Source organism: Anaerotignum sp., assembly GCF_030625865.1.
In the GTDB taxonomy this organism is placed as follows: Bacteria; Bacillota; Clostridia; order Lachnospirales; family Anaerotignaceae; genus Chakrabartyella.
On the sequence record NZ_DAOUQB010000039.1, the window covers coordinates 1 to 21,541 of the forward strand.

Annotated in this window: 21 protein-coding genes, 7 tRNA genes, 1 pseudogene and 1 other annotated feature; of the genes and pseudogenes, 7 read left to right on the forward strand and 22 right to left on the reverse strand. The window is 38.3% G+C overall.

Going from position 1 to position 21,541, the window contains the following annotated elements:
- Positions 1-77 precede the first annotated feature (77 nt).
- A complete protein-coding gene (locus tag P9Q65_RS10550) occupies positions 78-485 on the reverse strand; it encodes a winged helix-turn-helix transcriptional regulator (protein ID WP_304509392.1) in 408 nt (135 codons plus the stop codon).
- 181 nt (positions 486-666) lie between these two features.
- Here P9Q65_RS10550 and P9Q65_RS10555 point away from each other — a divergent pair, with 181 nt between their 5' ends.
- Both P9Q65_RS10555 and P9Q65_RS13480 read left to right on the forward strand, forming a co-directional pair.
- Positions 667-1,059: a pyridoxamine 5'-phosphate oxidase family protein gene (locus P9Q65_RS10555; protein ID WP_304509393.1), complete on the forward strand. Its 393-nt coding sequence runs from the start codon at positions 667-669 to the stop codon at positions 1,057-1,059.
- A 266-nt stretch (positions 1,060-1,325) separates the two neighbouring features.
- Positions 1,326-1,523 carry a 4Fe-4S binding protein gene (locus tag P9Q65_RS13480; protein ID WP_442870851.1) on the forward strand — a complete coding sequence of 66 codons (198 nt, stop codon included), beginning with the start codon at positions 1,326-1,328 and terminating at the stop codon, positions 1,521-1,523.
- 47 nt (positions 1,524-1,570) lie between these two features.
- Here the strand turns inward: P9Q65_RS13480 and P9Q65_RS10560 are convergent, their stop codons facing one another.
- Positions 1,571-2,818, reverse strand: coding sequence for a Zn-dependent hydrolase (locus P9Q65_RS10560; protein WP_304509394.1), 1,248 nt, complete (start codon positions 2,816-2,818; stop codon positions 1,571-1,573).
- 207 nt (positions 2,819-3,025) lie between these two features.
- On the opposite strand from P9Q65_RS10560, the gene P9Q65_RS10565 reads away from it, so the two are divergent.
- On the forward strand, positions 3,026-3,961 hold the full coding sequence (locus P9Q65_RS10565) for a helix-turn-helix domain-containing protein (RefSeq protein ID WP_304509395.1): 936 nt from the start codon (positions 3,026-3,028) through the stop codon (positions 3,959-3,961).
- Between the two features lie 516 nt (positions 3,962-4,477).
- Here the strand turns inward: P9Q65_RS10565 and P9Q65_RS10570 are convergent.
- From P9Q65_RS10570 to P9Q65_RS10585, 4 genes are read right to left on the reverse strand one after another with little or no spacing between them, the layout of a single operon-like run.
- Positions 4,478-4,846: a RidA family protein gene (locus P9Q65_RS10570; protein WP_304509396.1), complete on the reverse strand. Its 369-nt coding sequence runs from the start codon at positions 4,844-4,846 to the stop codon at positions 4,478-4,480.
- Between the two features lie 29 nt (positions 4,847-4,875).
- Positions 4,876-6,084, reverse strand: coding sequence for a diaminopropionate ammonia-lyase (gene dpaL / locus P9Q65_RS10575; protein ID WP_304509397.1), 1,209 nt, complete (start codon positions 6,082-6,084; stop codon positions 4,876-4,878).
- 21 nt (positions 6,085-6,105) lie between these two features.
- Positions 6,106-7,305, reverse strand: a complete 1,200-nt coding sequence (locus tag P9Q65_RS10580) for a M20 aminoacylase family protein (RefSeq protein WP_304509398.1) — start codon at positions 7,303-7,305, stop codon at positions 6,106-6,108.
- Complete coding sequence (locus P9Q65_RS10585) at positions 7,284-8,648, reverse strand: alanine/glycine:cation symporter family protein (protein ID WP_304509399.1); 1,365 nt, start codon at positions 8,646-8,648, stop codon at positions 7,284-7,286. The genes P9Q65_RS10580 and P9Q65_RS10585 overlap by 22 nt, the downstream gene beginning before the upstream one ends.
- A gap of 376 nt (positions 8,649-9,024) precedes the next feature.
- Here P9Q65_RS10585 and P9Q65_RS10590 point away from each other — a divergent pair, with 376 nt between their 5' ends.
- The 4 genes from P9Q65_RS10590 (at position 9,025) to P9Q65_RS10605 (ending at position 12,638) form a co-directional block, all read left to right on the forward strand.
- A complete protein-coding gene (locus P9Q65_RS10590; protein ID WP_304509400.1) occupies positions 9,025-9,921 on the forward strand; it encodes an AraC family transcriptional regulator in 897 nt (298 codons plus the stop codon).
- Positions 9,922-10,585: 664 nt separating this feature from the next.
- Positions 10,586-11,062, forward strand: coding sequence for a MarR family winged helix-turn-helix transcriptional regulator (locus P9Q65_RS10595; protein ID WP_304509401.1), 477 nt, complete (start codon positions 10,586-10,588; stop codon positions 11,060-11,062).
- Complete coding sequence (locus P9Q65_RS10600) at positions 11,059-11,310, forward strand: hypothetical protein (RefSeq protein WP_304509402.1); 252 nt, start codon at positions 11,059-11,061, stop codon at positions 11,308-11,310. The genes P9Q65_RS10595 and P9Q65_RS10600 overlap by 4 nt, the downstream gene beginning before the upstream one ends.
- Positions 11,307-12,638 carry an MATE family efflux transporter gene (locus P9Q65_RS10605; protein WP_304509403.1) on the forward strand — a complete coding sequence of 444 codons (1,332 nt, stop codon included), beginning with the start codon at positions 11,307-11,309 and terminating at the stop codon, positions 12,636-12,638. The genes P9Q65_RS10600 and P9Q65_RS10605 overlap by 4 nt, the downstream gene beginning before the upstream one ends.
- Before the next feature lie 424 nt (positions 12,639-13,062).
- Here the strand turns inward: P9Q65_RS10605 and P9Q65_RS10610 are convergent.
- The 16 genes and pseudogenes from P9Q65_RS10610 to P9Q65_RS10685 form a co-directional block, all read right to left on the reverse strand.
- A pseudogene (locus tag P9Q65_RS10610) lies at positions 13,063-13,557 on the reverse strand (ParA family protein); the annotation flags it as partial.
- Positions 13,558-13,752: 195 nt separating this feature from the next.
- Positions 13,753-13,825, reverse strand: a tRNA-Thr gene (locus tag P9Q65_RS10615).
- A 40-nt stretch (positions 13,826-13,865) separates the two neighbouring features.
- On the reverse strand, positions 13,866-14,570 hold the full coding sequence (gene sigH, locus P9Q65_RS10620; protein WP_304509404.1) for an RNA polymerase sporulation sigma factor SigH: 705 nt from the start codon (positions 14,568-14,570) through the stop codon (positions 13,866-13,868).
- Positions 14,540-15,058, reverse strand: a complete 519-nt coding sequence (locus tag P9Q65_RS10625) for an NYN domain-containing protein (RefSeq protein WP_304509405.1) — start codon at positions 15,056-15,058, stop codon at positions 14,540-14,542. The genes sigH and P9Q65_RS10625 overlap by 31 nt, the downstream gene beginning before the upstream one ends.
- 143 nt (positions 15,059-15,201) lie before the next feature.
- Positions 15,202-15,966, reverse strand: a complete 765-nt coding sequence (gene rlmB / locus P9Q65_RS10630) for a 23S rRNA (guanosine(2251)-2'-O)-methyltransferase RlmB (RefSeq protein WP_304509406.1) — start codon at positions 15,964-15,966, stop codon at positions 15,202-15,204.
- A 116-nt stretch (positions 15,967-16,082) separates the two neighbouring features.
- On the reverse strand, positions 16,083-16,508 hold the full coding sequence (locus P9Q65_RS10635) for a Mini-ribonuclease 3 (protein ID WP_304509407.1): 426 nt from the start codon (positions 16,506-16,508) through the stop codon (positions 16,083-16,085).
- A 2-nt stretch (positions 16,509-16,510) separates the two neighbouring features.
- On the reverse strand, positions 16,511-17,923 hold the full coding sequence (gene cysS, locus P9Q65_RS10640; protein ID WP_304509408.1) for a cysteine--tRNA ligase: 1,413 nt from the start codon (positions 17,921-17,923) through the stop codon (positions 16,511-16,513).
- A 202-nt stretch (positions 17,924-18,125) separates the two neighbouring features.
- Positions 18,126-18,689 carry a serine O-acetyltransferase EpsC gene (gene epsC, locus P9Q65_RS10645; RefSeq protein ID WP_304509409.1) on the reverse strand — a complete coding sequence of 188 codons (564 nt, stop codon included), beginning with the start codon at positions 18,687-18,689 and terminating at the stop codon, positions 18,126-18,128.
- Positions 18,690-18,825: 136 nt separating this feature from the next.
- Positions 18,826-19,122 (reverse strand) — a binding site (T-box leader).
- 5 nt (positions 19,123-19,127) lie between these two features.
- The gene (gene ispF / locus P9Q65_RS10650; protein WP_304509410.1) at positions 19,128-19,601 is read right to left on the reverse strand and encodes a 2-C-methyl-D-erythritol 2,4-cyclodiphosphate synthase; all 474 of its coding nucleotides are present in this window, start codon (positions 19,599-19,601) and stop codon (positions 19,128-19,130) included.
- Positions 19,602-19,777: 176 nt separating this feature from the next.
- The gene (locus P9Q65_RS10655; protein WP_304509411.1) at positions 19,778-20,410 is read right to left on the reverse strand and encodes a flavodoxin family protein; all 633 of its coding nucleotides are present in this window, start codon (positions 20,408-20,410) and stop codon (positions 19,778-19,780) included.
- A 481-nt stretch (positions 20,411-20,891) separates the two neighbouring features.
- Positions 20,892-20,965, reverse strand: a tRNA-Met gene (locus P9Q65_RS10660).
- 27 nt (positions 20,966-20,992) lie between these two features.
- A tRNA-Val gene (locus P9Q65_RS10665) sits at positions 20,993-21,065 on the reverse strand.
- A 5-nt stretch (positions 21,066-21,070) separates the two neighbouring features.
- A tRNA-Asp gene (locus P9Q65_RS10670) sits at positions 21,071-21,144 on the reverse strand.
- A gap of 17 nt (positions 21,145-21,161) precedes the next feature.
- Positions 21,162-21,235: transfer RNA gene (locus P9Q65_RS10675), tRNA-Ile, on the reverse strand.
- A gap of 26 nt (positions 21,236-21,261) precedes the next feature.
- A tRNA-Thr gene (locus P9Q65_RS10680) sits at positions 21,262-21,334 on the reverse strand.
- 75 nt (positions 21,335-21,409) lie between these two features.
- Positions 21,410-21,481: transfer RNA gene (locus P9Q65_RS10685), tRNA-Glu, on the reverse strand.
- Positions 21,482-21,541 lie beyond the last annotated feature (60 nt).

Below are 21,541 nucleotides of genomic sequence, written 5' to 3' on the forward strand. Positions count from 1 at the left end.
GGTAATCGAAAAAGTCATCAAAGTGGCTGAAGAATTTTTCTAAAATTACTGCAGAGATAATCAAGTCCTTCCTCTTACTAAAATTTTCTATCACCTGATCCCTGAGTTGTAGCATTATAATCGCATTTCTGACATTGCGTCATAACATGGTCTATGTCTTCTTTGTAAAAAATCCCCGACCAGCCACAGATACTTTGTAAGATTGGAACCACAGACTCCCCCTTTTTCGTAAGACTGTACTCAACCCTGGGAGGTATTTCATCATAAGACTTTCGCTGCACAATCTCATCTCTGATTAGTGCCTTTAAAGCCGAAGCCAGTACCGCATCCGTGATATTCATCATTTCTTTTCTTATCGCACTATAACGCAAAACTTTCTTTTCATTAAGCACGCAAATAATCCTAGGCTTCCATTTTCCGCCGAAAATCTCAAGGCCATATTCCAAAGGACAGCGAATATCCTTATCCGTTTTTTTTTGATACATGTTTTCTCTCCTCCTACTTTATCTGTATTTATTATACATAACGCTCTATATATTGGCAAGTTACTATGTATTTTAATAGTAGCTAATTAATTTATTAATATCTTGCCGCTCAAAAGTCAATTCACTATAATAAGTAAAGTAGTCAAACAACAACAAAATAGTTTCTAATGGAGGTATTGTTATGTTAAATGAAAATGTAAAAAAAATACTAAAGGAAAACATGTGGGATCTGGCAACATGCCGAAATAATGAACCAAACGTTGTGCCTGTTGCATTCAAAGATGTAACAGATGATGGAAAACTTATTGTAGGTGATGTATTCCTTGAAACTACTCTGAAAAACATCCAGGACAATGGAAAAATTGCTATTTCGGTGTATGATGCACAAAACCTCGAAGGTTATCAAATCAAGGGAAATGCTGAATATGTAACAGAAGGCAACATCGTCGATACATTTAAGGCAATGGTAGAAAAAATGTTCAATGGTACTGCAACTGCAAAAGGCGCTTTAATTGTCACTCCGGAAAAAGTAATCGTTACAACTCCCGGTTCCGAAAACAAAAAAGAACTGTAACTCAGTAAAATCTGATATCCTGATTTTACATAAAACAGTCAGGTGCAGTGCCATAAAACGGTCTGCACCTTTTATAATTGAAAATTTCATATTTTAAAAAACATTATTCTGGGAATCTTTGATACGCTGACAGATATAAAACAAGAAATGGAAGGATATCTTCAAAGCTGGATTGGATCGTAAGGTAAGCATAAAGGACGAAACGATTTAAGGTTTTCTGGAAAAATATAATCGAATTGAGGTGTACACTATTGACAAACAAAAACTTGCATATAACAAAGGTATATATCGATCCCAGCAAATGTGTAGGATGTGGCGCTTGTATTATCAGATGTCCAGTAAATGCTATTTCAATGATGACCGACTGGATTAGCAGTGTTAATCAGGAAAAATGCATCACCTGTGACAGATGTGTACAAATCTGCCACAGGGATGCTCCCATACACATACATTTACCTGAATAGATAATTTATAATTTTATGTCCTATGCTATGATGTAAACTATTTATTTTCATATTCCACGCTCTTCTTTTGCATTGGAAAGTTCTGCTACTACAGTTAGGAAAACGTTTGCGCCTGCAACAAGATCCTTATCCGACGTAAGTTCCTTCGGATTATGGCTGATTCCTTTAATACTCGGCACAAATATCATCGCCGTCGGACACATCCGGGCAATCATCTGTGCATCCTGTCCTGCTCCAGAGGTGATTCTACGAGAAGCAAGTCCACGTTCTGTTGCTGCCTGCTCTACCAGCTTTACAATCCCCTCATCGAATAAAACCGGTTCAAAACGTACAAGGCGCTCCGTCGAAATCGTAACTTTATCTGTCTTTTCCAGTTCCTTCAGATACTCTGCAAGGGCCTTTTCTTCTTCCTTCAGTTTTTCCTCATCAGGATTTCTCACATCTACGGTAAATACAGCCTTTGACGGAATGACATTCACCGCATTTGGCTCAAACTCAATGCATCCAGTCGTTGCAACAGTCTTTCCGCTGGATTGATTGCAGCGATCCCGCATGAAGGTAATCACCTTGGCTGCTGCCAGACCTGCATCAATACGCATATTGGTAGGCGTCGTCCCTGCATGGTTTGCCACACCCTCAATCGTAATCCTCTGCCACGAAATCCCCTGCAAATTTTCTACAGCACCGATGGGCGTTCCTTCCACATCAAGAATCGGTCCCTGTTCTACATGCAGCTCAATAAAGGCGTAGGGCTTCAAAAATCCCGGTTCTACTGTTCCTTCATATCCAATCCGTTTCAATTCCTCACCGAGAATCGTTCCGTCTGTTCCGACCGTAGCAAGTGCTTCGTCAACCGAAAGTCCGCCTGCGTATACAAGAGACCCCATCATATCAGGTGCATAGCGGACACCCTCTTCATTCGTAAATGCACCTACTGCAATCGGTCTGGAAGATGTATAACCGGCCTCTTTCAGTGTCTTAATCACTTCGATTCCTGCAATCACGCCGTAGCAGCCATCGTACTGTCCTGCATTGATTACGGTGTCAATATGGGAACCAAGCATGAGCGGAGCCTCCTCCTTATTCTGCTCTGTTTCCCAGATACCAAACACATTCCCAATGCGGTCTGTCACAACTTTAAGCCCTGCATCCTTCATCCAGCCAGCAACGGCATCACGACCTTCTTTATCCGTATCAGAAGCTGCCAGCCTTGTTCTTTTCCCCTCTTCATCCTTGCCAATTGCTCCAAGCGTATTAATTCGCTCCATTAAACGATTCCCATTGATTGATAACATAAAACCCTCCTGTACTGTTTTGTTAATTATGTAGTTTGCGTAATCTTACAGCTTCATTGTAGCAACATATTTTCAACTTTTCTATCAGCATAGAAACAATTTTTATCACATTTGTACATCTTTATTTAAATTTTAATTCCCCTTATTTCAAAAAAATGTTATAATATTATTGTAGAAATAAGCTTATAAGTTTGTAAGAAAATCAGAATGGCAGGCGAAAATATGAACTCTTCTTTTCCTAAATCGAATCAGGCAGGTTTAGAATTCGTTATTTCCACAACTGAAGAGTTGCAGGAAAATATCATGTTCTTATCGACCGATTTTCCAATCGCGATGTTTACACAAAGCTACCGCCACGGCGCTTCAGATCATATTCCGTTTCACTGGCATGATGGACTGCAGATCACATGGGTTTCCGAAGGTGCACTGGAACACCGCATTAACGGAGATACCTTCCATCTTACAGGTGATAAACTCCTTTTCATAAACAGTCACCAGTTACACAGCTCAAAGACTGTTCATCAGGATACCAGAACACTCTGTATCAACTTCAGCCCTGACATTTTTCATCCGAAGATATTGAAAAGCCTTATCCTTCCGCTACTTGAAAATTCATCGTTCCCCTACGCCCTGTTGCCCTTAAAACCGTATCAGATTACGCTCCTAAAGAAGTATCTGAACTGGAAAAATGAACCACTCGGGTATTTTTCCGTTATAAATTTCCTGTCACAGGTTTTTGAGATTATGTTAAATGAATTCGAAGAGAGCAAAGATCCCTCGAATTATGAAGAAATGAAGCTGTTTCACACTGTATTAGATTATGTACACAGTCAATATGCAGAGCAGCTGACCGTAAAGCAAGTCGCCGATTATGTTTTAATCAATAAAAACCGCCTTACGGCCTTATTTAAAAAATATACTAATATGTCCCCGATCAAGTACTTGAACGAGTATCGTCTTTATGTGGCAAAAAACATGATTATACACACAGATAAGCCGATTTCCGAGATCAGCGCAGATGTCGGATACAACCAGATCAGCCACTTCATTAAGCAATTTCGGGACAGCTACGGTCTTCCCCCGCTGAAATACAGGAATAAATATGGAGAAACACAGAATCTGTCTAAAGACCGGTACTTATAAACATCCTTTGCCCGATCTGGAAAACTGCCGGAAGTGTGCCTGCCTTCAAACGCATAAGTGAAGTTTTTTGAAATGCCAATGGCATAGCTAATTAGGGATAAAAGATAAATCTTCTATCCCCCACAAGCTGGTATTATAATCCCTGTATAGTATGCAAGAACAGTAATTAAAGCGTAACTTATAGCACCTCAATGTCTTTGACCCGCATATTGATTTCTTCATGGCTGGTTCGACCCGTTCTCTGTAAAATTGATTATTTTTCATATGCGCTTTTCAGCCTCAAGGCTTTTTTATCTGCCTCTTTGGTAATTTCATATTAGAAATTTCGTCCTACCTATATAAAACATATCATTCTATAATCCCTTCCCACAGCAAAATTTGTAATTTACATTAGTGCTTGTAACCAAAAATCCTTTTTGCCACCTCTTCTCAATTCTTCTTTTGATCTTCAACGAAAAATCCCCCGCATGGGATGATTTTACATCCTAAACGGGGGAAAAGAATACTTTTAAAAAACTATTTTGCTGCTATAGCTTCAATTTCGCAAAGAACACCCTTTGGCAAATCTTTTACTGCAACACAGCTGCGAGCGGGGTTTGAGGTAAAATATTTTGCATATACACCATTAAACACTGCAAAATCAGACATATCTGCAAGAAAGCATGTAGTTTTAAAAACCTTCTCCAAGCTGGTGCCTACTGCTTCAAGTATCGCTTTCACATTCTCACAACTCTGTTCTGCCTGCTCCTCAATTCCTTTCGGAACCGTCCCGGAAACGGGGTCTACAGGAATCTGCCCAGATGTATATACCATTCCATTAACTTCATATCCCTGTGAATAAGGGCCAATTGCTCCCGGAGCATTTTTTGTTTCAATAATCTTCATTTTCTCATCCTCTTTTCTTTGTTTATGCCTTAAAAGCTGGGATAAGCTCCATCCCATACAATCTTACGGTAATTATCCTTGTCTGTATCACCTTCTGTAGAAAAACATAAAATTCGTGAATTCTTGTCCAGTTTCAACTGCTTTCTCAGCCATTCCAGGCTTTCATTCTGCAGTACCTCCGCAACAAATCCCAGCGTTGAAGCTCCACTTTCTCCAGAAACCACTTTTGGATCATTCCCCAACGGATTTCCCAATACTCTCATGCCTTTTGCCGCTACATAATCCGGCATAGAAACAAAATTATCAGCGTAATCATGGAGAACCTGCCAACCAATAGTACATGGTTCTCCACATGCTAAACCTGCCATTATGGTATTCATCTCTCCATTCACGGCATGAAGCTTTCCATCATTTGCTTCAGCGGTTTGGTAAATACAATCCGCTTTGTTTGGCTCTACAATTGTTATAATTGGCTTCTCTTCGCCTGGATATAGATCGGCAAAGAACCCTGCAATTGCCCCTGACATAGCTCCTACCCCTGCCTGAAGAAAAACATGAGTCGGCTTCTCTCCTTCCAGCTGTTTCCATGCCTCATATGCCATGGTAGTATATCCTTCCATAATCCATCCCGGAATTTCCTCGTAACCATCCCAAGCTGTATCCTGTACCATAATCCATCCATTTTTTTCGGCCATATCATTTGCATATCTTACTGCATCATCATAGTTTAATTCCGTAATAGATGCATCCGCACCAAGTGCCTGAATATTCTTCAACCGCTCCGGCGCACTTCCCTTTGGCATATAAACAACACTTTCCTGATTCAATCGGTTTGCTGTCCATGCAATTCCTCTTCCGTGATTTCCATCAGTAGCTGTTACGAATGTTAGTTTTCCTAACTGTTTTTTTACATCATCGCTTGTAATTTTCTCATATGGCAACTCACTGATATCCTTTCCAAGACGATTTGCAATATAGTTTCCTATACAATAGCTTCCGCCCAGCACCTTAAATGCATTCAAACCAAAACGATAGCTTTCATCCTTCACATGAATACTTGCTACTCCCAACTCATCTGCCAGATTTTTTAAATCTGCCAGCGGTGTTACAGAATATTCCGGAAAACTCTTATGGAATTCTTGTATTTTTTCTGCATGCACCGAACCAAATCGCTCAACGCTGCATCTCTCCTTACTTGTTTCTTGTTGATAATGTACTGATTTTATGCATTCGTTCATTTCTAACCTATCCTTTCCTTTCTATTTTAAACGTTCCTCAACCAAATTTTTCCACAACTCTGCTCCTGTCATAAGCACCTCATCATTATAATCAAACATAGCATTATGTAGTGGAATATTCTCTTCTGTTTTTCCACTTCCCAAAAGCAAAAAGCAGCCTGGCACCTGGTTTAAATATGCTGCAAAGTCTTCCGAAGCCATCCATGGTTCACAGTTCTCGTCTACCTTTTCTTTTCCAACTGTCTGTATTGCTGCGCGGATTACTGTATCCACACAATTTTTATCATTAAGTACAGGGTTAAATTCATGGGTATAGTCAAATTCACATTTTGCACCATTCATTGTACAAATCCCTTGGCTGACTTCCCTCATTCTATTCTCGATCAAAATCTGATCTTCTTTACTGCAACTTCTGGTATCTCCAAGGATCTCAACATGGGTTGGGATTGCATTGTGTGCACCGTCTGTATGCCATTCTGTGCATGAAATCACAATAGGATGCAGCGGATTCCCATTACGTGATACAATCGTCTGTAACGCCAGATAAATCTGAGAAGCAGATGTCAAAGGATCAATTCCTTGATGAGGACTTGAAGCATGTCCCCCCTGCCCTGTTATTCTTATCTTGAAATTATCCTCACTTGCCATGATTCCGCCAGTACGTGTATGTATAACTCCTGCTGGTAGAAACGGTGCATTATGAAGACCATAAATTTCATCTACCGGGTACTTTTCAAAAAGTCCATCGTCCATCATTGCTTTTGCACCATGCCCCGGTTCCTCTGCCGGTTGAAAAAAAAACCGTACAGTACCGTTAAAGTTCTTTGTTTCTGCTAAAAGCACAGCAGCGCCAAGCAATGTTGCAGTATGACCATCATGACCGCATCCATGCATTTTCCCTGCATTTTTAGAAACATGATCATGGTCACTCAGTTCCTTTAAATTAATTGCATCCATATCTGCGCGTATCCCAATCACTGCTTTTCCATCTCCCGCAGAAAGACTTGCTACTACCCCGGTTCCACCAATTCCAGTATGAACCTCCATTCCAAGTTCTTTTAATTTCTCCGCTACAAATTCCGCTGTCTTTTTCTCTTCAAATGCTGTTTCCGGATTCTGATGTAACATATGTCTCCAAATAATCAATTGTTTTTTTAAGTCTCGACTATCCATTTTTAAAGTCCTTTCAAAAAAATATTTTACATCTTTTCCATGTCCCATACCGGTTCTTCTACTCCGTCAAAAATCTGTTTCTCGTAGTCATTCGCTACGTCTTTCACTTTACCACTTAAAGCAATCAGAGGAATCACATTCACCAACACCATAAATGCTGTTAGAATATCAACCAAAGTCCACAATGTTGCAGTTGGTATAACAGCACTAACAATAACTAGGACACAGGCTAACACACGATAAGCTGTTATTACTTTTTTATTCCTCGCACAAATCCATCCCAAATTGATTTCTCCAATCTGAATATCGGCAAGCAAAGAAGTAAAACCAAACAAAAACATGGCAACCAAAATTAGCATCCCGCCAGATTTTCCCATTACCGAACTTAGTGCATACTGTGTCAGTTCAATCCCCTCTTTACCGGAATCCAAAGCACCTGTAGAAAGAATAATAAATGCCGTACTTGAACAAACAATAACAGTATCTACAAACACTCCAAGCATACCGGATAATCCCTGTGCAAACGGATGTTTTACATTTGCAGTTGAATGAAGGGCTGCTGCGGTACCATTCCCAGCGTCATTGGAAAAAAGTCCACGAGCCACACCATAACGAATCGCATTTTTTATTGTATGACCTATTATCCCGCCCCCTACTGCTTTAAAAGAAAATGCAGATTTAAAAATCAAAGCAACTACTGCAGGCATGGATTTTATATTAATTGCTAATATAACCATCGCTACCAACAGATATGCAATTGACATAAAGGGAACCACGAAAGAAGCAAAATCTGCAAGCCGCTTCATACCGCCAAATATGACTAACGCTGTAAGTACCATTAGAAACAAACCAACAACAACAGCAGGAATAGCATCTGTCATTCCACGAACCGCAGATACAACGGAATTGCTCTGAAGCATAACATAAACCACACCAATACCAAGAACAACAAACAACGTATATGCGGCCGCTAATGGTTTGCATTTCAAGCCTTTGCTAATGTAGTAAGATGGTCCTCCAGCAAATGTACCATCCTTATCTTTATCACGATATACCTGTCCAAGAACGACCTCACAAAAGTTAGTGCACATTCCGACAAGCGCAGTAATCCACATCCAGAAAATAGCGCCCGGTCCTCCACTAACTAACGCAGAAGCCACGCCTACAAGATTTCCGGTTCCTACTTGAGAACCTAACGCCGCACACAATGCACCGAATCCAGATACACCGTCTGTTTTTTTCATTGATTTTTTTATATTTTTAAAAATTCTTCCAAAATATCGAAATTGTATACCTTTTAAACGAATGGTTAAGAATACGCCAGTTCCCAAGAGGATAATAATCAAAAACCATCCCCATAAAAAGCCGGCAAAATTTTCTAACAACGCCATTGTAATTCCTCCTTAATTATTCTCTTTTGGGTATCAATCAAACATACAAAAACTAATTAAAATAAGATACTATAATTTGTAGGAAAACTACTTCTCTCTTTTTTCCATTTTGCTTTGAATCGTGTTAGCAGAATTTCCTTGTTCTTCGAATAGCTTTTGGTTTATACCATCATCTGTACAAACTGAATCAATTCATCTTATTTTTTTCAAAATCTTTATTCATGTTATACCTCCTGATAATAAAAAATCAAAAACCATTGGCCAATATGTTTTGTATAATGTCATTATATATTGATTTTATCACAAAAATATACTATAATATTGTTATAAAATATCAAAATATTGATTTCATTCTCACAAAGGAGGGTATAGCATAATGCAGATATACAATATTCCCATAGATCGGGAAAAAATGGAAACAACGCAGCATGGCACATCCGCTTTTCCGCTGGCTCTATACGAAACAGTCCTTACCAAAAATGTTCTGGGCTTTATTGACTGGCATTGGCACAATGAATTTCAATTTTGTTACATCACTAGGGGACAAATTCAGATTACTGCCTTACAAAATGTGTATGTTTTATCTGCAGGTATGGGAATATTTATCAACTCTAGTATTTTACATATGGCAAAGCCCCTTACCAAAGATGCCACCTATCTTTGTATTGATGTACATCCTTCACTGCTCTCGGCTTTTCCAGGAAGCATAATAGAAAGCAATTATATATCACCGCTTCTTTCGGATAAGTCTCGTTCTTCCATCCCTTTGATCACCTCTGTTTCATGGCAAAATACAATTTTAGATCAGTTAACAGCTATACATCACGAATATAGCGAAAAAGCCTTCGGGTATGAATTATCCATAACTCGACGGCTTTTAACCTGTATTTATTTACTTTTATGCGAACTTCCTCCAACAATAGTTCAGCAGCAGACAGCAGATACCTTGCGCCTCAAGACACTTACTACCTATATCTGCTCTCATTACAGCGAAAAAATCACGCTGTCACAGCTGGCTGCAAGTGTTGGATTGTGTTCAAACGAATGCTGTCGTTATTTTAAAAAGCATATGAACTGCACACTATTTGAATATATCAATAATGTCAGAATATCAAAAAGTTCTGAAGCTCTACTCGGAAAACCCCATTTATCTATTAGTCAAATTGCTTATGAACATGGTTTTAGTACTACCAGCTACTACATTCAGTCTTTCAAAAGGGCCACCGGCATTACTCCGGGAGAATTTCGTTCTACCCGCGGAACTATCGAATAATCTTTTATTTCCATATATAAACTTTATTGTTATATAAAAATATTCTCAATAACGCCTATTATCATCTATACGCGATCACTAAGGTTGTATTGAAAAACACTGTAACTTACACCTTCCGAAGTAAAACACAGGACAGATACTTCCACTATTATGGCAGTAACAAAAAGATCAAAACATTAGCAACGCTATACACACCAAACCAATGAAATAGCATCAAGATTCGAAAGCTTTGCTAAGTCAAAAGCTACATATGGAAGAAATATCGCTACAAAGCCCAATATTTGCTTGACCGAAGAGATGTGATTGACATGACATCCTGTTTGTTCCCCGCTCTCCCGATGAAATTTATGAGCGTAAGTCCACACGTAAACAACGCCATGCTGCGATTGCTAAGGCTTAAGGTGTAAACGAAAAGTCAATCCGTATTTCCATCAAACAAGGATTTCGCAGTATCAAAAAATATTTATCATCATGTTCCGAATTACAGTTGTTTTTACGGTATATAAAGGGAAAATATTTTTTACCGTTATTAACAATATCGACTTAACTAGATTATACAAAATATGACTCAAGCGTTTTATAAAACTAATTGACGATAATCCGATTTCGGATTATAATATCATTGTCCGAAATCGGATTATTCCAAGATAAAGGAGAGAACATCATGAATGATATGATATTTTCAAAGTTAAGCATATATAATCAACTTTTTAAAGAACTTGACCAGCTATATCATAATTATGCAAAAAGTAGCGGTTTATCAGATACGATGTTTTGGATCATATATTCCATACAAGAGCGGTCTGAAGCATACACACAAAAAGAGCTTTGTGATATTTGGTTTTATAGCAGACAAACAGTAAATTCGGCTCTTAAAAATCTTGAGCAGCAGAAACTTATAGAACTTATACCTTCTCCGGATAATCGAAAAAACAAAGAGATATTTTTAACTCAATCCGGAAAAGAACTTGCAATTAATGTAATACTGCCTTTAATGGAAGCAGAAGAAAATGCTTTTTTGAAATTGGGTAAAAAAAATCTCGACGAATTTTTAAGACTTACGCAAAAACATAATGATCTGTTGGATGTAGAAATAAAAAAAATAATGAAAATGTCATCGGAGGACTTAACATCGCAATGATAAAGTCGAATGGAAGATACCGTAAATATGTCAGTGAACTTGAAAAACTGATAATTCATGACCTCGAAATGAAAATTAAGCAAGTCAATTGCAATCGTAAGCAATACTATGAACTGCTTACGGGAATACAATGGGGTGCAAAAGAAAACTATCAGTTGTGTGCAAACACATCGGAAACAGAAACCAAAAAAATCAGTTCTGTTCTGTCAGAATATGCACAGAACTGGTTCAGGAGGAAAGAGTATTGAGAATCCAATTATCCAATCATTTTACTTATAGGAGATTACTTCGTTTTGTAATATCACCAATCCTTATGATGATCTGTACGTCGTTATATAGTATTGTGGATGGCTTTTTTGTGTCAAATTTTGTAGGTAAAACACCTTTTGCAGCAGTAAATTTAATTATGCCAATCGCCATGGGAGTTGGCACAATCGGCTTTATGATTGGAACAGGAGGAAGTGCCGTCATTTCCAAGACTTTAGGTGAGGGAAAACATGAGCAGGCAAATCAATATTTTTCAATGTTGATTTATATTGCTGTTGCTTTATCTTTAGTCGTGTCCGTTATTGGTTTTATTTTTATCAAACCGATTTCTTCCTCTTTGGGAGCAACTGGTGAGTTATTAGAAAACTGTATTATATATGGTCGTATTATATTTTTTTCAATGACAGCTTTTATTTTGCAGAATATTTTTCAGAATTTTTTTATAACTGCTGAAAAACCTGTATTAAGTTTAAAAATATCTATTATGGCAGGAATAACGAATGCAGTATTGGACTTTTTGTTTATGGCTGTTTTTCATTGGGGTATTGCAGGGGCTGCACTTGCAACCGCTCTAGGGCAGCTTGTTGGCGGTATTGTTCCAATTATATATTTTTCAAAGAAGAATGATAGTCTTTTACAACTCACAAAAACCAAGTTTTATGGAAAAATACTTTTGAAAACCTGTACAAATGGTTCTTCTGAAATGGTAACTAATCTTTCTTCTTCATTTGTAAGTATCATATATAATTTTCAGCTAATGAAAATTGCAGGAGAAAACGGTATTGCTGCATATGGGATTATTATGTATGTTAATTTTATTTTTATGGCAATTTTTATAGGTTTTTCTATTGGTACTGCACCGATTATCGGCTATCATTACGGAGCAGCTAATCACGATGAACTTAAAAGTTTGTTTCGCAAAAGCATTAAGCTAATTGCTGTATCAGGCGTTGTTCTGACTTTGCTTGCCGAGGTTTTTGCTGCACCATTGGTAAAGATTTTTGCTAGTTACGATATAGAACTGTTCACTATGACCTGTCATGGTTTCAGACTCTATTCTATTGCTTTTATGCTCATGGGGATTAATGTTTGGGGTTCTGCATTTTTTACAGCACTTAACAATGGCATTGTTTCTGCTACCATTTCATTTTTAAGAACACTTGTGTTTCAAATAATAGTCATTCTCATATTACCAATATTCTTTGGTATTAATGGTATTTGGCTAGCTATTGTAGTTTCTGAACTGTTAGCATTGTTTATCACAATTATATTTTTGATTAAAAATAAAACCAAATATTTATACGCATAATGTAGAAATTTACGTAAAACGACTATATGAAGTAACAGTATAGTGGTGGGTTTGAAATTATGACAAAACATTATCGCAGATGGAGCGATAAATGCAGCCATTAGACGGAACGGTGGCACATTCACTGCCATAACACACATAATGGATAATAATACTTTCTCACAAGCCCTACAGACTTTTGGGGGTTCTGTGGTAACCATAGCTTTGGAACAAACATACGGTATTACAGGACTATGATGTCGAATTAACGGTATCTTAAAATATCCTTTGCCGGTGTGTATAGCAAATACTGCAAACTAATAAAACTAACCGCACCCATTTTTATTTATGCAAATTTGCGGTATCTTTTTTTACTAACAACATAAACCATTAGCTGTTCAGACTTATGTTTTTGGCGCTACTTTTTAATCTTCAACACCTCCTTCGTCAGAAGGATGCCGTCGATTTTGAGCTTCGGATTGATCTGACGCTGTACTTTATTGATCGTTTGCAAAACCTGTTCAAGGTCCTTGTCCGGTAGGTACTGCGCTTGAACGGGAATGAGCACACTGTCGGTTGCGGCCAACGCGTTGAACCGTCAGCATCCCAAGTGAGGGCATACATTCCAGAAACACGTAGTCGTATTGGCGCTTCACGCCGTCCAGATATTGCTACAAGACCTCTTCACGGCTCATGGCGTTGACAAGGAAACCCTCCATACCGAAAAACTCAATGTTGGCGGGCATGAGGTCAACACCTTCCTCATAATGCGAAAGGCTCTCGCCAAGTCGATGGGTTCCTCGTTCTGCACCTTGCCCATGATCGTCACCAGCATCATGGGCAGTTGATCAGGTTGGGGATTGCCCAAACTGATGGTCTGAGAACCCTGTGGATCGCTGTCCACCGGAAGAACCTTTTTTCCTTCCTGCGCCAACCTGATGCCAAGATTGGCTCAAGGTATCCCTGATAAATACGCAATGGAAAGAATAGCTGAAAAGTGTATATCAGCATACAGAAGATCAAAAAAATGAAATTAATAGTATTATGAATGATTGCGTAGATAGTTTTTTAGATAATGGTTCACACAAAAGTTCACACGCAAAAAAATAACCCCCGATTTACGGGGGTTGTAGACAGCTGATAACGGGATTTGAACCCGTGACCTCCGCCTTACCAAGGCGACGCTCTACCTACTGAGCCATATCAGCACAGCTGAAAAAATACAATTTCGCCAGCCTGTATATATTATCATATTGTTTTTGATTCGTCAAGATTTTTTTGCTCTAAAAAGCGTTCAAGTTTCTTTTTCACACGCTGCAATGCGTTGTCAATAGATTTTTCAGGCTTTTTTAAGCTTTTTGCAATCTCAAAATAGCTTCTCCCCTGTAAATAAAGTGCAAGGACTCTTGTTTCAAATCCACTTAGATTCTTCATCATCTGGCTCTCAATAAAGTCCTTATTCTCTTGCCCAATAAATAATGCCTCAGGATTTAATAATTCGCCTTCTTGCAACAAATCAATATAAGTCTGTTCTGAATCATCATCGAAAACCGGTTTATTTAAAGAAATATACGAATTTAAAGGCTGATGTTTATGTCTGGTTGCCGCCTTAATCGCAGTAATCATTTGGCGATTAACGCAAAGCTCCGCAAAGCCACAAAATGATGCGTTTCGCTCAATATTGTAGTCTCTTACAGCCTTATATAATCCAATCATACCTTCTTGAATAATATCCTCACTATCAGCACCAATCAAAAAATAGGCTCTGGACCTTGCCTTTACCAGAGGTTTAAATTTGTTCATCAAATATTCCTCTGCTTGAGAATCACCTTGCTGGGCCAATAAAACCAGTTTCTCATCCTTATAAGCCGCAAAGCTACTTCTTTCTGACTCTGCAGCATTAACCGCCCCATGGCTTTCATCTATTTTTTTCTCCGTAATGCCTCTATCCATTCCAACGCCTCCCGATCAAGATGATCTGCTAATAAATTATTTTTTGGCGGTTTATTTTCAATAAAACGCTCTCTTAAATAATCAGCCTCTGATTGAATTTCCAATCGTAGCTCCTTTGCGGTCATTCTGGTCGCACCCTGTCCATAGATTATAAGCTGTTCAAGCCCATCCCCCGTGGCAACTCTAACCCTATAATGCTTGGGCATTGCTGTTACTACTCTTTCTATATAATGGTCTGCTGTTTCCGCTTCTTTCGTATAAACAACAAAAATATTATGATATGGGAATGCACTTCCAATATTCCCCTTCACCAAATATCCATCAAAAACCAGTATAACCGTGGTGTTCTTTACACCTTTATAGTTGGAGAGAATATCCATAAGCTTTTGCCTTGCGCTTTCTAAGCTTACTTCCAGTGCCAGTTCTTTTAAATCATCCCAAGCGTGAATAATATTATATCCATCCACTAATAAAAATTCCTTTTGCAAAAGCTCCCCTCCATTCTGCATTAATATACACAATAGAGTAACATATTTTGTCACATTTTGCAAAACCACTATTTTCTTATTAATCTATCATTTTAAGTTTTTTTAATTATTACAACTGCTCATTAAAAAAGAAATAATATGTTTCAATCTTTTCCAAATTTTCTCTGGCGCACTACCTCATACATTAGCAGACCAGCAGCTACTGAAGCATTCAATGAAGAAATCTGGCCATACATAGGAATAGAAGCAGTAAAGTCACAGTTTTCCTTGACCAAACGACTTACCCCTTCTCCTTCGCTGCCGATTACCAAAGCCAAAGATCCCTTCATATCTGTGTCAAAATGGTCTAAGCCCTTCATATCTGCACATGCAATCCAGAGTCCTTCTTTTTTAAGCTTTTCCATCGTTTTGACAATATTAGTAACCCTTGCTACAGGCATATATTCAATTGCCCCTGCCGAAGTCTTTCCTACGGTTGCATTTAATCCAACGGAGCGTCGCTTGGGGATAACTACGCCATGCACCCCTGCGCACTCTGCCGTACGTAAAATTGCCCCTAAATTATGGGGATCTGTGATGCCGTCTAACAAAAGAATAAAAGGATCCTCCCCTTTTTCTCTTGCAATGGTTAAAATATCTTCAACCTCAACGTACTCGTGGGCAGATACTAAGGCAATGATTCCTTGATGGTTTTTTGTCTGGGAAAGCTCGTCCATTTTCTGTCGACTAACCTCCTGAATCACAACACCTTTTTCCGTTGCCATAGCAATAATTCGCTTAATGGTGCCTTCTAAATTTCCTTTCATCACCAAAAGCTTTTCCATATCCCTGCCGCTTTTTAAAACTTCCAAAACAGCATTTCTTCCCTCTACTTGATTTTCATTATATTCTCTTTCTCTTTTTTCCACAGAAAAACCTCCTGTTACTTCTCTAGTCCAAATACTTTCCCATAAATTAATATTTTCAAATATGTTTTAGAAAGCCGAAGGAACGGAATTTCTCCTCCTTCGGCTCTTTTATATTCCTATTTCTTTATTATATCCACCATACCAAAAGAAAACAAGTTTATTGCCCGTTGTTTTTCACCTTTTAGGTATAAGTACCCAAACAATGCTTCAAGCCCAGTGGCATGACGATAATCCATCAAATCTGCATTTTTCGGTGTGGTAAAAGACTTTGCATTTCGGCCTCGGCGAAAAACTGCTGCTTCTTCCTCTGTTAGTTCCTTTGCAAAACGAAAATACATCTCTGCCTGCGCCTTGGCATTTACTAAATCCCTTGCCTTTTTATGCAAGCGGTTTACAGGGGCATTCCCATCCGTTAATACCGTCAACCGCACAAACATCTCGTATACAGCATCCCCAATATATGCAAGAACAAGGGGGGAAATTCCCTTGGGATCAATCTCCCCATTATTTCCTAAAATCAAATCTAACTCTTTTAAATCCATATTTAACCTCTAAACCATTGTACACCTTGGCGCGTATCCTTAATAGTAATTCCCATTCCCGCCAATTCATCTCGAATTGCGTCAGCGGCAGCAAAATCCTTTGATTTTTTTGCCTCTGTTCTCTTCGCAATCAAGGCTTCAATTTTCTTTGTTTCTTCGTCTGAAATACGATCTTCGCTAATTTCAGCAATACCTAAAACACTGCACAAATGATCCAGCATCTCCTGAATTTTCAAAGCATACTCTTTCGAAACAGCGGTTTTCACTGCAATATTACTAAAGCGAACCAACTCATAAATTACAGAAATGGCATCAGCAGTATTAAAGTCATCATCCATTGCTGCCTCAAACTGTTCTTTATATTTTTCCAATTCCTTAACCTGGGCATTCTCTTCATCTGACATTTTGCCCTGAGGTGCATTCAGAATGAAGAAGTCAAGTTCTTTTCTGGCATTTTTAATCCTTTCCAGACCATTCTGGCATGCCTGCATTAAATCACGGCTAAAGTTAATGGGGCTTCTATAGTGACCATTTAAAATGAAGAAACGAATGACTTCGTAGGGGAACTGGGCTGCAATATCTCTTACAGTAAAGAAATTCCCTAAGGATTTAGACATTTTTTCATTATCCACGGTAATAAAGCCATTATGCAGCCAATATTTTGCAAATTGGCATCCATTGCATGCTTCACTCTGGGCAATTTCATTTTCATGGTGAGGAAAAACCAAATCTTCTCCACCAGCATGAATATCAATGCTTTTACCCAAATGGTGCTTTGCCATAACAGAGCATTCAATATGCCAGCCTGGTCTGCCTTCGCCCCATGGGGATGGCCAACTGGGCTCCCCTTCTTTTTTAGGTTTCCAAAGCACAAAATCAGTGGGGTTTTTCTTGGCATCATCAACGGAAACACGTTCACTACCACCTGCAATCAATTCATCTAAGTTCTTTCTGGATAGTTTTCCATACTCAGGGAATCTTTTTGTATCGTAATAAACAGTGCCCTTATCCTCATAAGCAAATCCTTTATCTACCAAATCTTTTACCATCTGGATAATCAAATCCATCTCCTCTGTTACACGAGGATGAATGGTGGCCCGCTTTACATTCAAACCATCCGCGTCATGGAAAGCTTCCTGGATATATCTGTTAGAAATTTCCTGCATTGTACTATTTTCTTTATTTGCACGGTTAATAATCTTGTCGTCTACGTCAGTAAAGTTCTGTACATAGGTTACATCATAGCCCTTATATTCCAAATAGCGTCTTACTGTGTCAAAAACAACATAAGGACGTGCATTTCCAATATGAATATAATCATACACCGTAGGACCGCAAACATACATCTTAACTTTGCCTTCCTCTATAGGTACAAATTCTTCTTTTTGCCTGGTCAGCGTATTATAAACCTTCATATGATTCATCCTTTCTATTTCCGTTATTAAGAATTTTACTGCAAGATAAACAAATCTTAATTAATAAACCAAAAACACAAATATTTAACTTGCAGTAAGCTAAATTCCAAGAAAAATCCTTTTGAGAAGTATTCCCTCTCCTTTTGTAATTATATCATACATTCTCCAAAAATACTTATATTTTCCATCAGATTATAAAGTTTTATACAGCTCTTCTTTTGCATCCTGTCAACTCTTCTGGGGCTACTGGAGAAATGCGAACCCCGTCTTTTCGAACTACCATTACCGGAGACCCTACCGCCGTAACATTCTCGGGAATATCTTGAATAACAACAGAACCGGCCCCTACCTTAGAATTTTTTCCGATAGTAACAGGTCCTAAAACAATGGTACCTGCACCAATCATCACATTATCCGCAACAGTTGGGTGTCTTTTGTTTTTCTCTTTCCCTGTTCCACCTAACGTTACCCCATGGTACAGCATAACATTATCCCCAATTTCCGCTGTTTCTCCGATTACAATACCCATTCCGTGATCAATAAAAAAATTCTTCCCAATGGTTGCTCCTGGATGAATTTCAATTCCTGTAATAAGACGTGAAAACTGTGAAATAAGTCTTGCCAAAAAATAAAAATGCTTGTGATAAAATCTATGAGCAATCCTATGATTGATGACTGCCCAGAAGCTAGGGTATAAAAAAACCTCAATATTGCTTTTAATTGCAGGATCCTTTTCTTTAATCACTCTAATTGCATCTTTTAACATAAAAATTCCTCCTATTTTTAAATTTACATTTCTGAAATAAAATTCTTAGGCATGTTTTATAAACAACCTTTTCCCTTTGTTTCAGGGTGGATTTTCAATGAAAACAAGAAAATAAAAAAAGCTTCGTCCTTATACAAATAAAGACGAAGCTATACGATCTCCGCGGTTCCACTTTAATTAGACGGCAATCACCGTCTCTCTTTTAGACTGTAACGTTGTCACCGGATACAGACTACTAAAATTATTTTTCGCCTGTTCAGTTCAGGAACGCACTTCATCCTCCCTCACCTATAAGCGACTCCCACCCATGTATCTTAAGATGTTGACAAACAAAATCATGTTCTCCATGATCTCAAATCTCATCACCTTGCACCAAGGCCGCTATTCTCTGTTAGGCAAAAAAAGGATTACTCTTTTCCATCATAACCTTTTTCTTATTTATTTTTCACTAATAAGGCAAACTGCCGAAGCAGCAATGCCCTCTCCTGTCCCTGTAAAACCTAAACCTTCCTCAGTTGTAGCTTTCACATTTACTTGATCCAATTCTATTTCCAGAGTTCTTGCAATATTTTCGCACATCTTAGAAATATAAGGTGCCAATTTAGGTTTTTGCGCAATAACTGTTGCATCGATGTTAATTATACAATATCCTTTTTGAGAAATCAAGTACAAAACCTTGGAAAGCAATTTTAAGCTATCTACATCTTTATATGCTGGATCAGAATCTGGAAAGTGCCTTCCAATATCGCCTAGTGCAGCTGCACCCAATAGTGAATCCATGACTGCATGCAACAAAACATCCGCATCGGAATGACCCAAAAGCCCCTTTTCATAGGGTATTTCTACCCCACCTAAAATCAATTTACGTTCCTCAATTAATTTATGCACATCATACCCAGAACCAATCCGCATTTTTCTACCTCTCTTCCAAGATATGCAAAGAGAAAAAAAACTCTCCCATTCTGTACAATTTTTAATTTATATGCAACCTACTATACGTCAATCATAAGCATCTGTCAAGTCATTAAACGCAATACAAAATATACTAATCATTTACCATACACCAAAAACAAAATCCCATAGCCATTTTATCGAATAAAATTGGTTCTTTGCGATTTATCAATTTTAGGCAGATTAATTCCATTAGCTTTGCCACACGCAATATTTTTCAGCATCCACGCCATATTTGTTCCAATATTGCGCATAGTTTGTAAACCTTCCAAATCCTGCATAACTTCTTCCGGAGTATTCCCATGCACCATATTCCAATAGCTTGATGATACAATAGGCATCATTGCAATCGTAAAATATTTATTAATCACATCGAAAGATGCCGTTGTTCCTCCACGCCTTGCAGAAACAACAGCAGCGGCAGGTTTAAAATTAAACGGATGATTTTCGGAACTGGAAGAGCAGTAAAAAGCTCTATCTAAAAATGAAAGTAAACGACCGCTAGGATGAGCATAATATACGGGAGAACCAAAGACAAATCCATCTGCCGCCTTAGCCTTTTCCACAAATTTATTTACATCGTCATCATCAAAAATGCATTTTCCATCTTGACATTTATTGCATCCAATACAGTCTCTGATAGGGTTGGGGCCCAACTGAAAAATTTCATATTCGATACCCTGTTGTTCTAACGCCTTCCCCACCTCTGTCAATGCAGAAAAAGTACATCCTTTTAATCTTGAACTACCATTAACCATTAACACCTTCATGATAAATTCCTCCTTTTTCTATAATTCGCATAAACTAAAACAAAACAAACCGTTTTCATTATATACACCAAAATTTTACTTGTAAAGTTTACATAATTCAAAACATGCCTGTTCCCATACTTTCTTTAATGTTAAACCTATCAAATTTATAATAAAACCTAGACAATAGAAATTATATTCCTTTATTTGATGAAACTTTCAAATTTTTTTCAATTTTTTTTTAATACACATTATAGTTGTATAAAAATTCGGGATGTGCCTAAATTAATAAATTTCAATTTAAAATCAGTAGGCGAATAAACCGGTTTTCTGTTTACCCTTGAGTGAAATATTAAATTCAACTTTTAAGTATACTTTATTACACATGCAAAGGAAGTCCATCCACAACATGGGACAGACCTCCTTATTAAAGTATGAACCTACTTTCACACTTAAATATCAAATTAAATTCCCTAAAAAATTGCACAAAACAAATAAAAAATAGCGGAGGAGGGATTTGAACCCCCGACACTGCGGGTATGAACCGCATGCTCTAGCCAACTGAGCTACTCCGCCAAAAAAACATTTTCATTTCAGAAAAAATGGGAGTTACAGGGCTCGAACCTGTGACCCTCTGCTTGTAAGGCAGATGCTCTCCCAGCTGAGCTAAACTCCCATAAACGACTCAGAAGGGACTCGAACCCTCGACCTCCGGCGTGACAGGCCGGCGCTCTAACCAACTGAGCTACTAAGCCATATTTCATTGTAAAAGTGGGTCTTCAGGGACTCGAACCCGGGACCGTCCGGTTATGAGCCGGATGCTCTAACCAACTGAGCTAAAGACCCAAAAACTTGTGCTCAGTTAAAAAATAAGCCGATGATCGGACTCGAACCGATAACCTGCTGATTACAAGTCAGCTGCTCTGCCAATTGAGCCACATCGGCTTAATAATAACTTTCAGAAATGTCACAAATTAAGAAAGTACAAAACAAGTCTTAATAAGTAACATACTAAAAACATGATCCGTGCGGGATTCGAACCCGCGTTACCGCCGTGAAAGGGCGGTGTCTTAACCCCTTGACCAACGGACCATATGTATACTCCCCGTGTTGGATTCGAACCAACGACCCTCCGGTTAACAGCCGGATGCT

What these genes read in the sequence shown, in the direction of transcription:
- P9Q65_RS10550 (WP_304509392.1), bottom strand. Translation starts at nt 485, where the DNA reads ATGTATCAAAAAAAAACGGATAAGGATATTCGCTGTCCTTTGGAATAT.
- P9Q65_RS10555 (WP_304509393.1), top strand. Translation starts at nt 667, where the DNA reads ATGTTAAATGAAAATGTAAAAAAAATACTAAAGGAAAACATGTGGGAT.
- P9Q65_RS10560 (WP_304509394.1), bottom strand. Translation starts at nt 2,818, where the DNA reads ATGTTATCAATCAATGGGAATCGTTTAATGGAGCGAATTAATACGCTT.
- P9Q65_RS10565 (WP_304509395.1), top strand. Translation starts at nt 3,026, where the DNA reads ATGGCAGGCGAAAATATGAACTCTTCTTTTCCTAAATCGAATCAGGCA.
- P9Q65_RS10570 (WP_304509396.1), bottom strand. Translation starts at nt 4,846, where the DNA reads ATGAAGATTATTGAAACAAAAAATGCTCCGGGAGCAATTGGCCCTTAT.
- dpaL (WP_304509397.1), bottom strand. Translation starts at nt 6,084, where the DNA reads ATGAACGAATGCATAAAATCAGTACATTATCAACAAGAAACAAGTAAG.
- P9Q65_RS10580 (WP_304509398.1), bottom strand. Translation starts at nt 7,305, where the DNA reads ATGGGACATGGAAAAGATGTAAAATATTTTTTTGAAAGGACTTTAAAA.
- P9Q65_RS10585 (WP_304509399.1), bottom strand. Translation starts at nt 8,648, where the DNA reads ATGGCGTTGTTAGAAAATTTTGCCGGCTTTTTATGGGGATGGTTTTTG.
- P9Q65_RS10590 (WP_304509400.1), top strand. Translation starts at nt 9,025, where the DNA reads ATGCAGATATACAATATTCCCATAGATCGGGAAAAAATGGAAACAACG.
- P9Q65_RS10595 (WP_304509401.1), top strand. Translation starts at nt 10,586, where the DNA reads ATGAATGATATGATATTTTCAAAGTTAAGCATATATAATCAACTTTTT.
- P9Q65_RS10600 (WP_304509402.1), top strand. Translation starts at nt 11,059, where the DNA reads ATGATAAAGTCGAATGGAAGATACCGTAAATATGTCAGTGAACTTGAA.
- sigH (WP_304509404.1), bottom strand. Translation starts at nt 14,570, where the DNA reads ATGGATAGAGGCATTACGGAGAAAAAAATAGATGAAAGCCATGGGGCG.
- P9Q65_RS10635 (WP_304509407.1), bottom strand. Translation starts at nt 16,508, where the DNA reads ATGGATTTAAAAGAGTTAGATTTGATTTTAGGAAATAATGGGGAGATT.
- cysS (WP_304509408.1), bottom strand. Translation starts at nt 17,923, where the DNA reads ATGAAGGTTTATAATACGCTGACCAGGCAAAAAGAAGAATTTGTACCT.
- epsC (WP_304509409.1), bottom strand. Translation starts at nt 18,689, where the DNA reads ATGTTAAAAGATGCAATTAGAGTGATTAAAGAAAAGGATCCTGCAATT.
- ispF (WP_304509410.1), bottom strand. Translation starts at nt 19,601, where the DNA reads ATGCGGATTGGTTCTGGGTATGATGTGCATAAATTAATTGAGGAACGT.
- P9Q65_RS10655 (WP_304509411.1), bottom strand. Translation starts at nt 20,410, where the DNA reads ATGAAGGTGTTAATGGTTAATGGTAGTTCAAGATTAAAAGGATGTACT.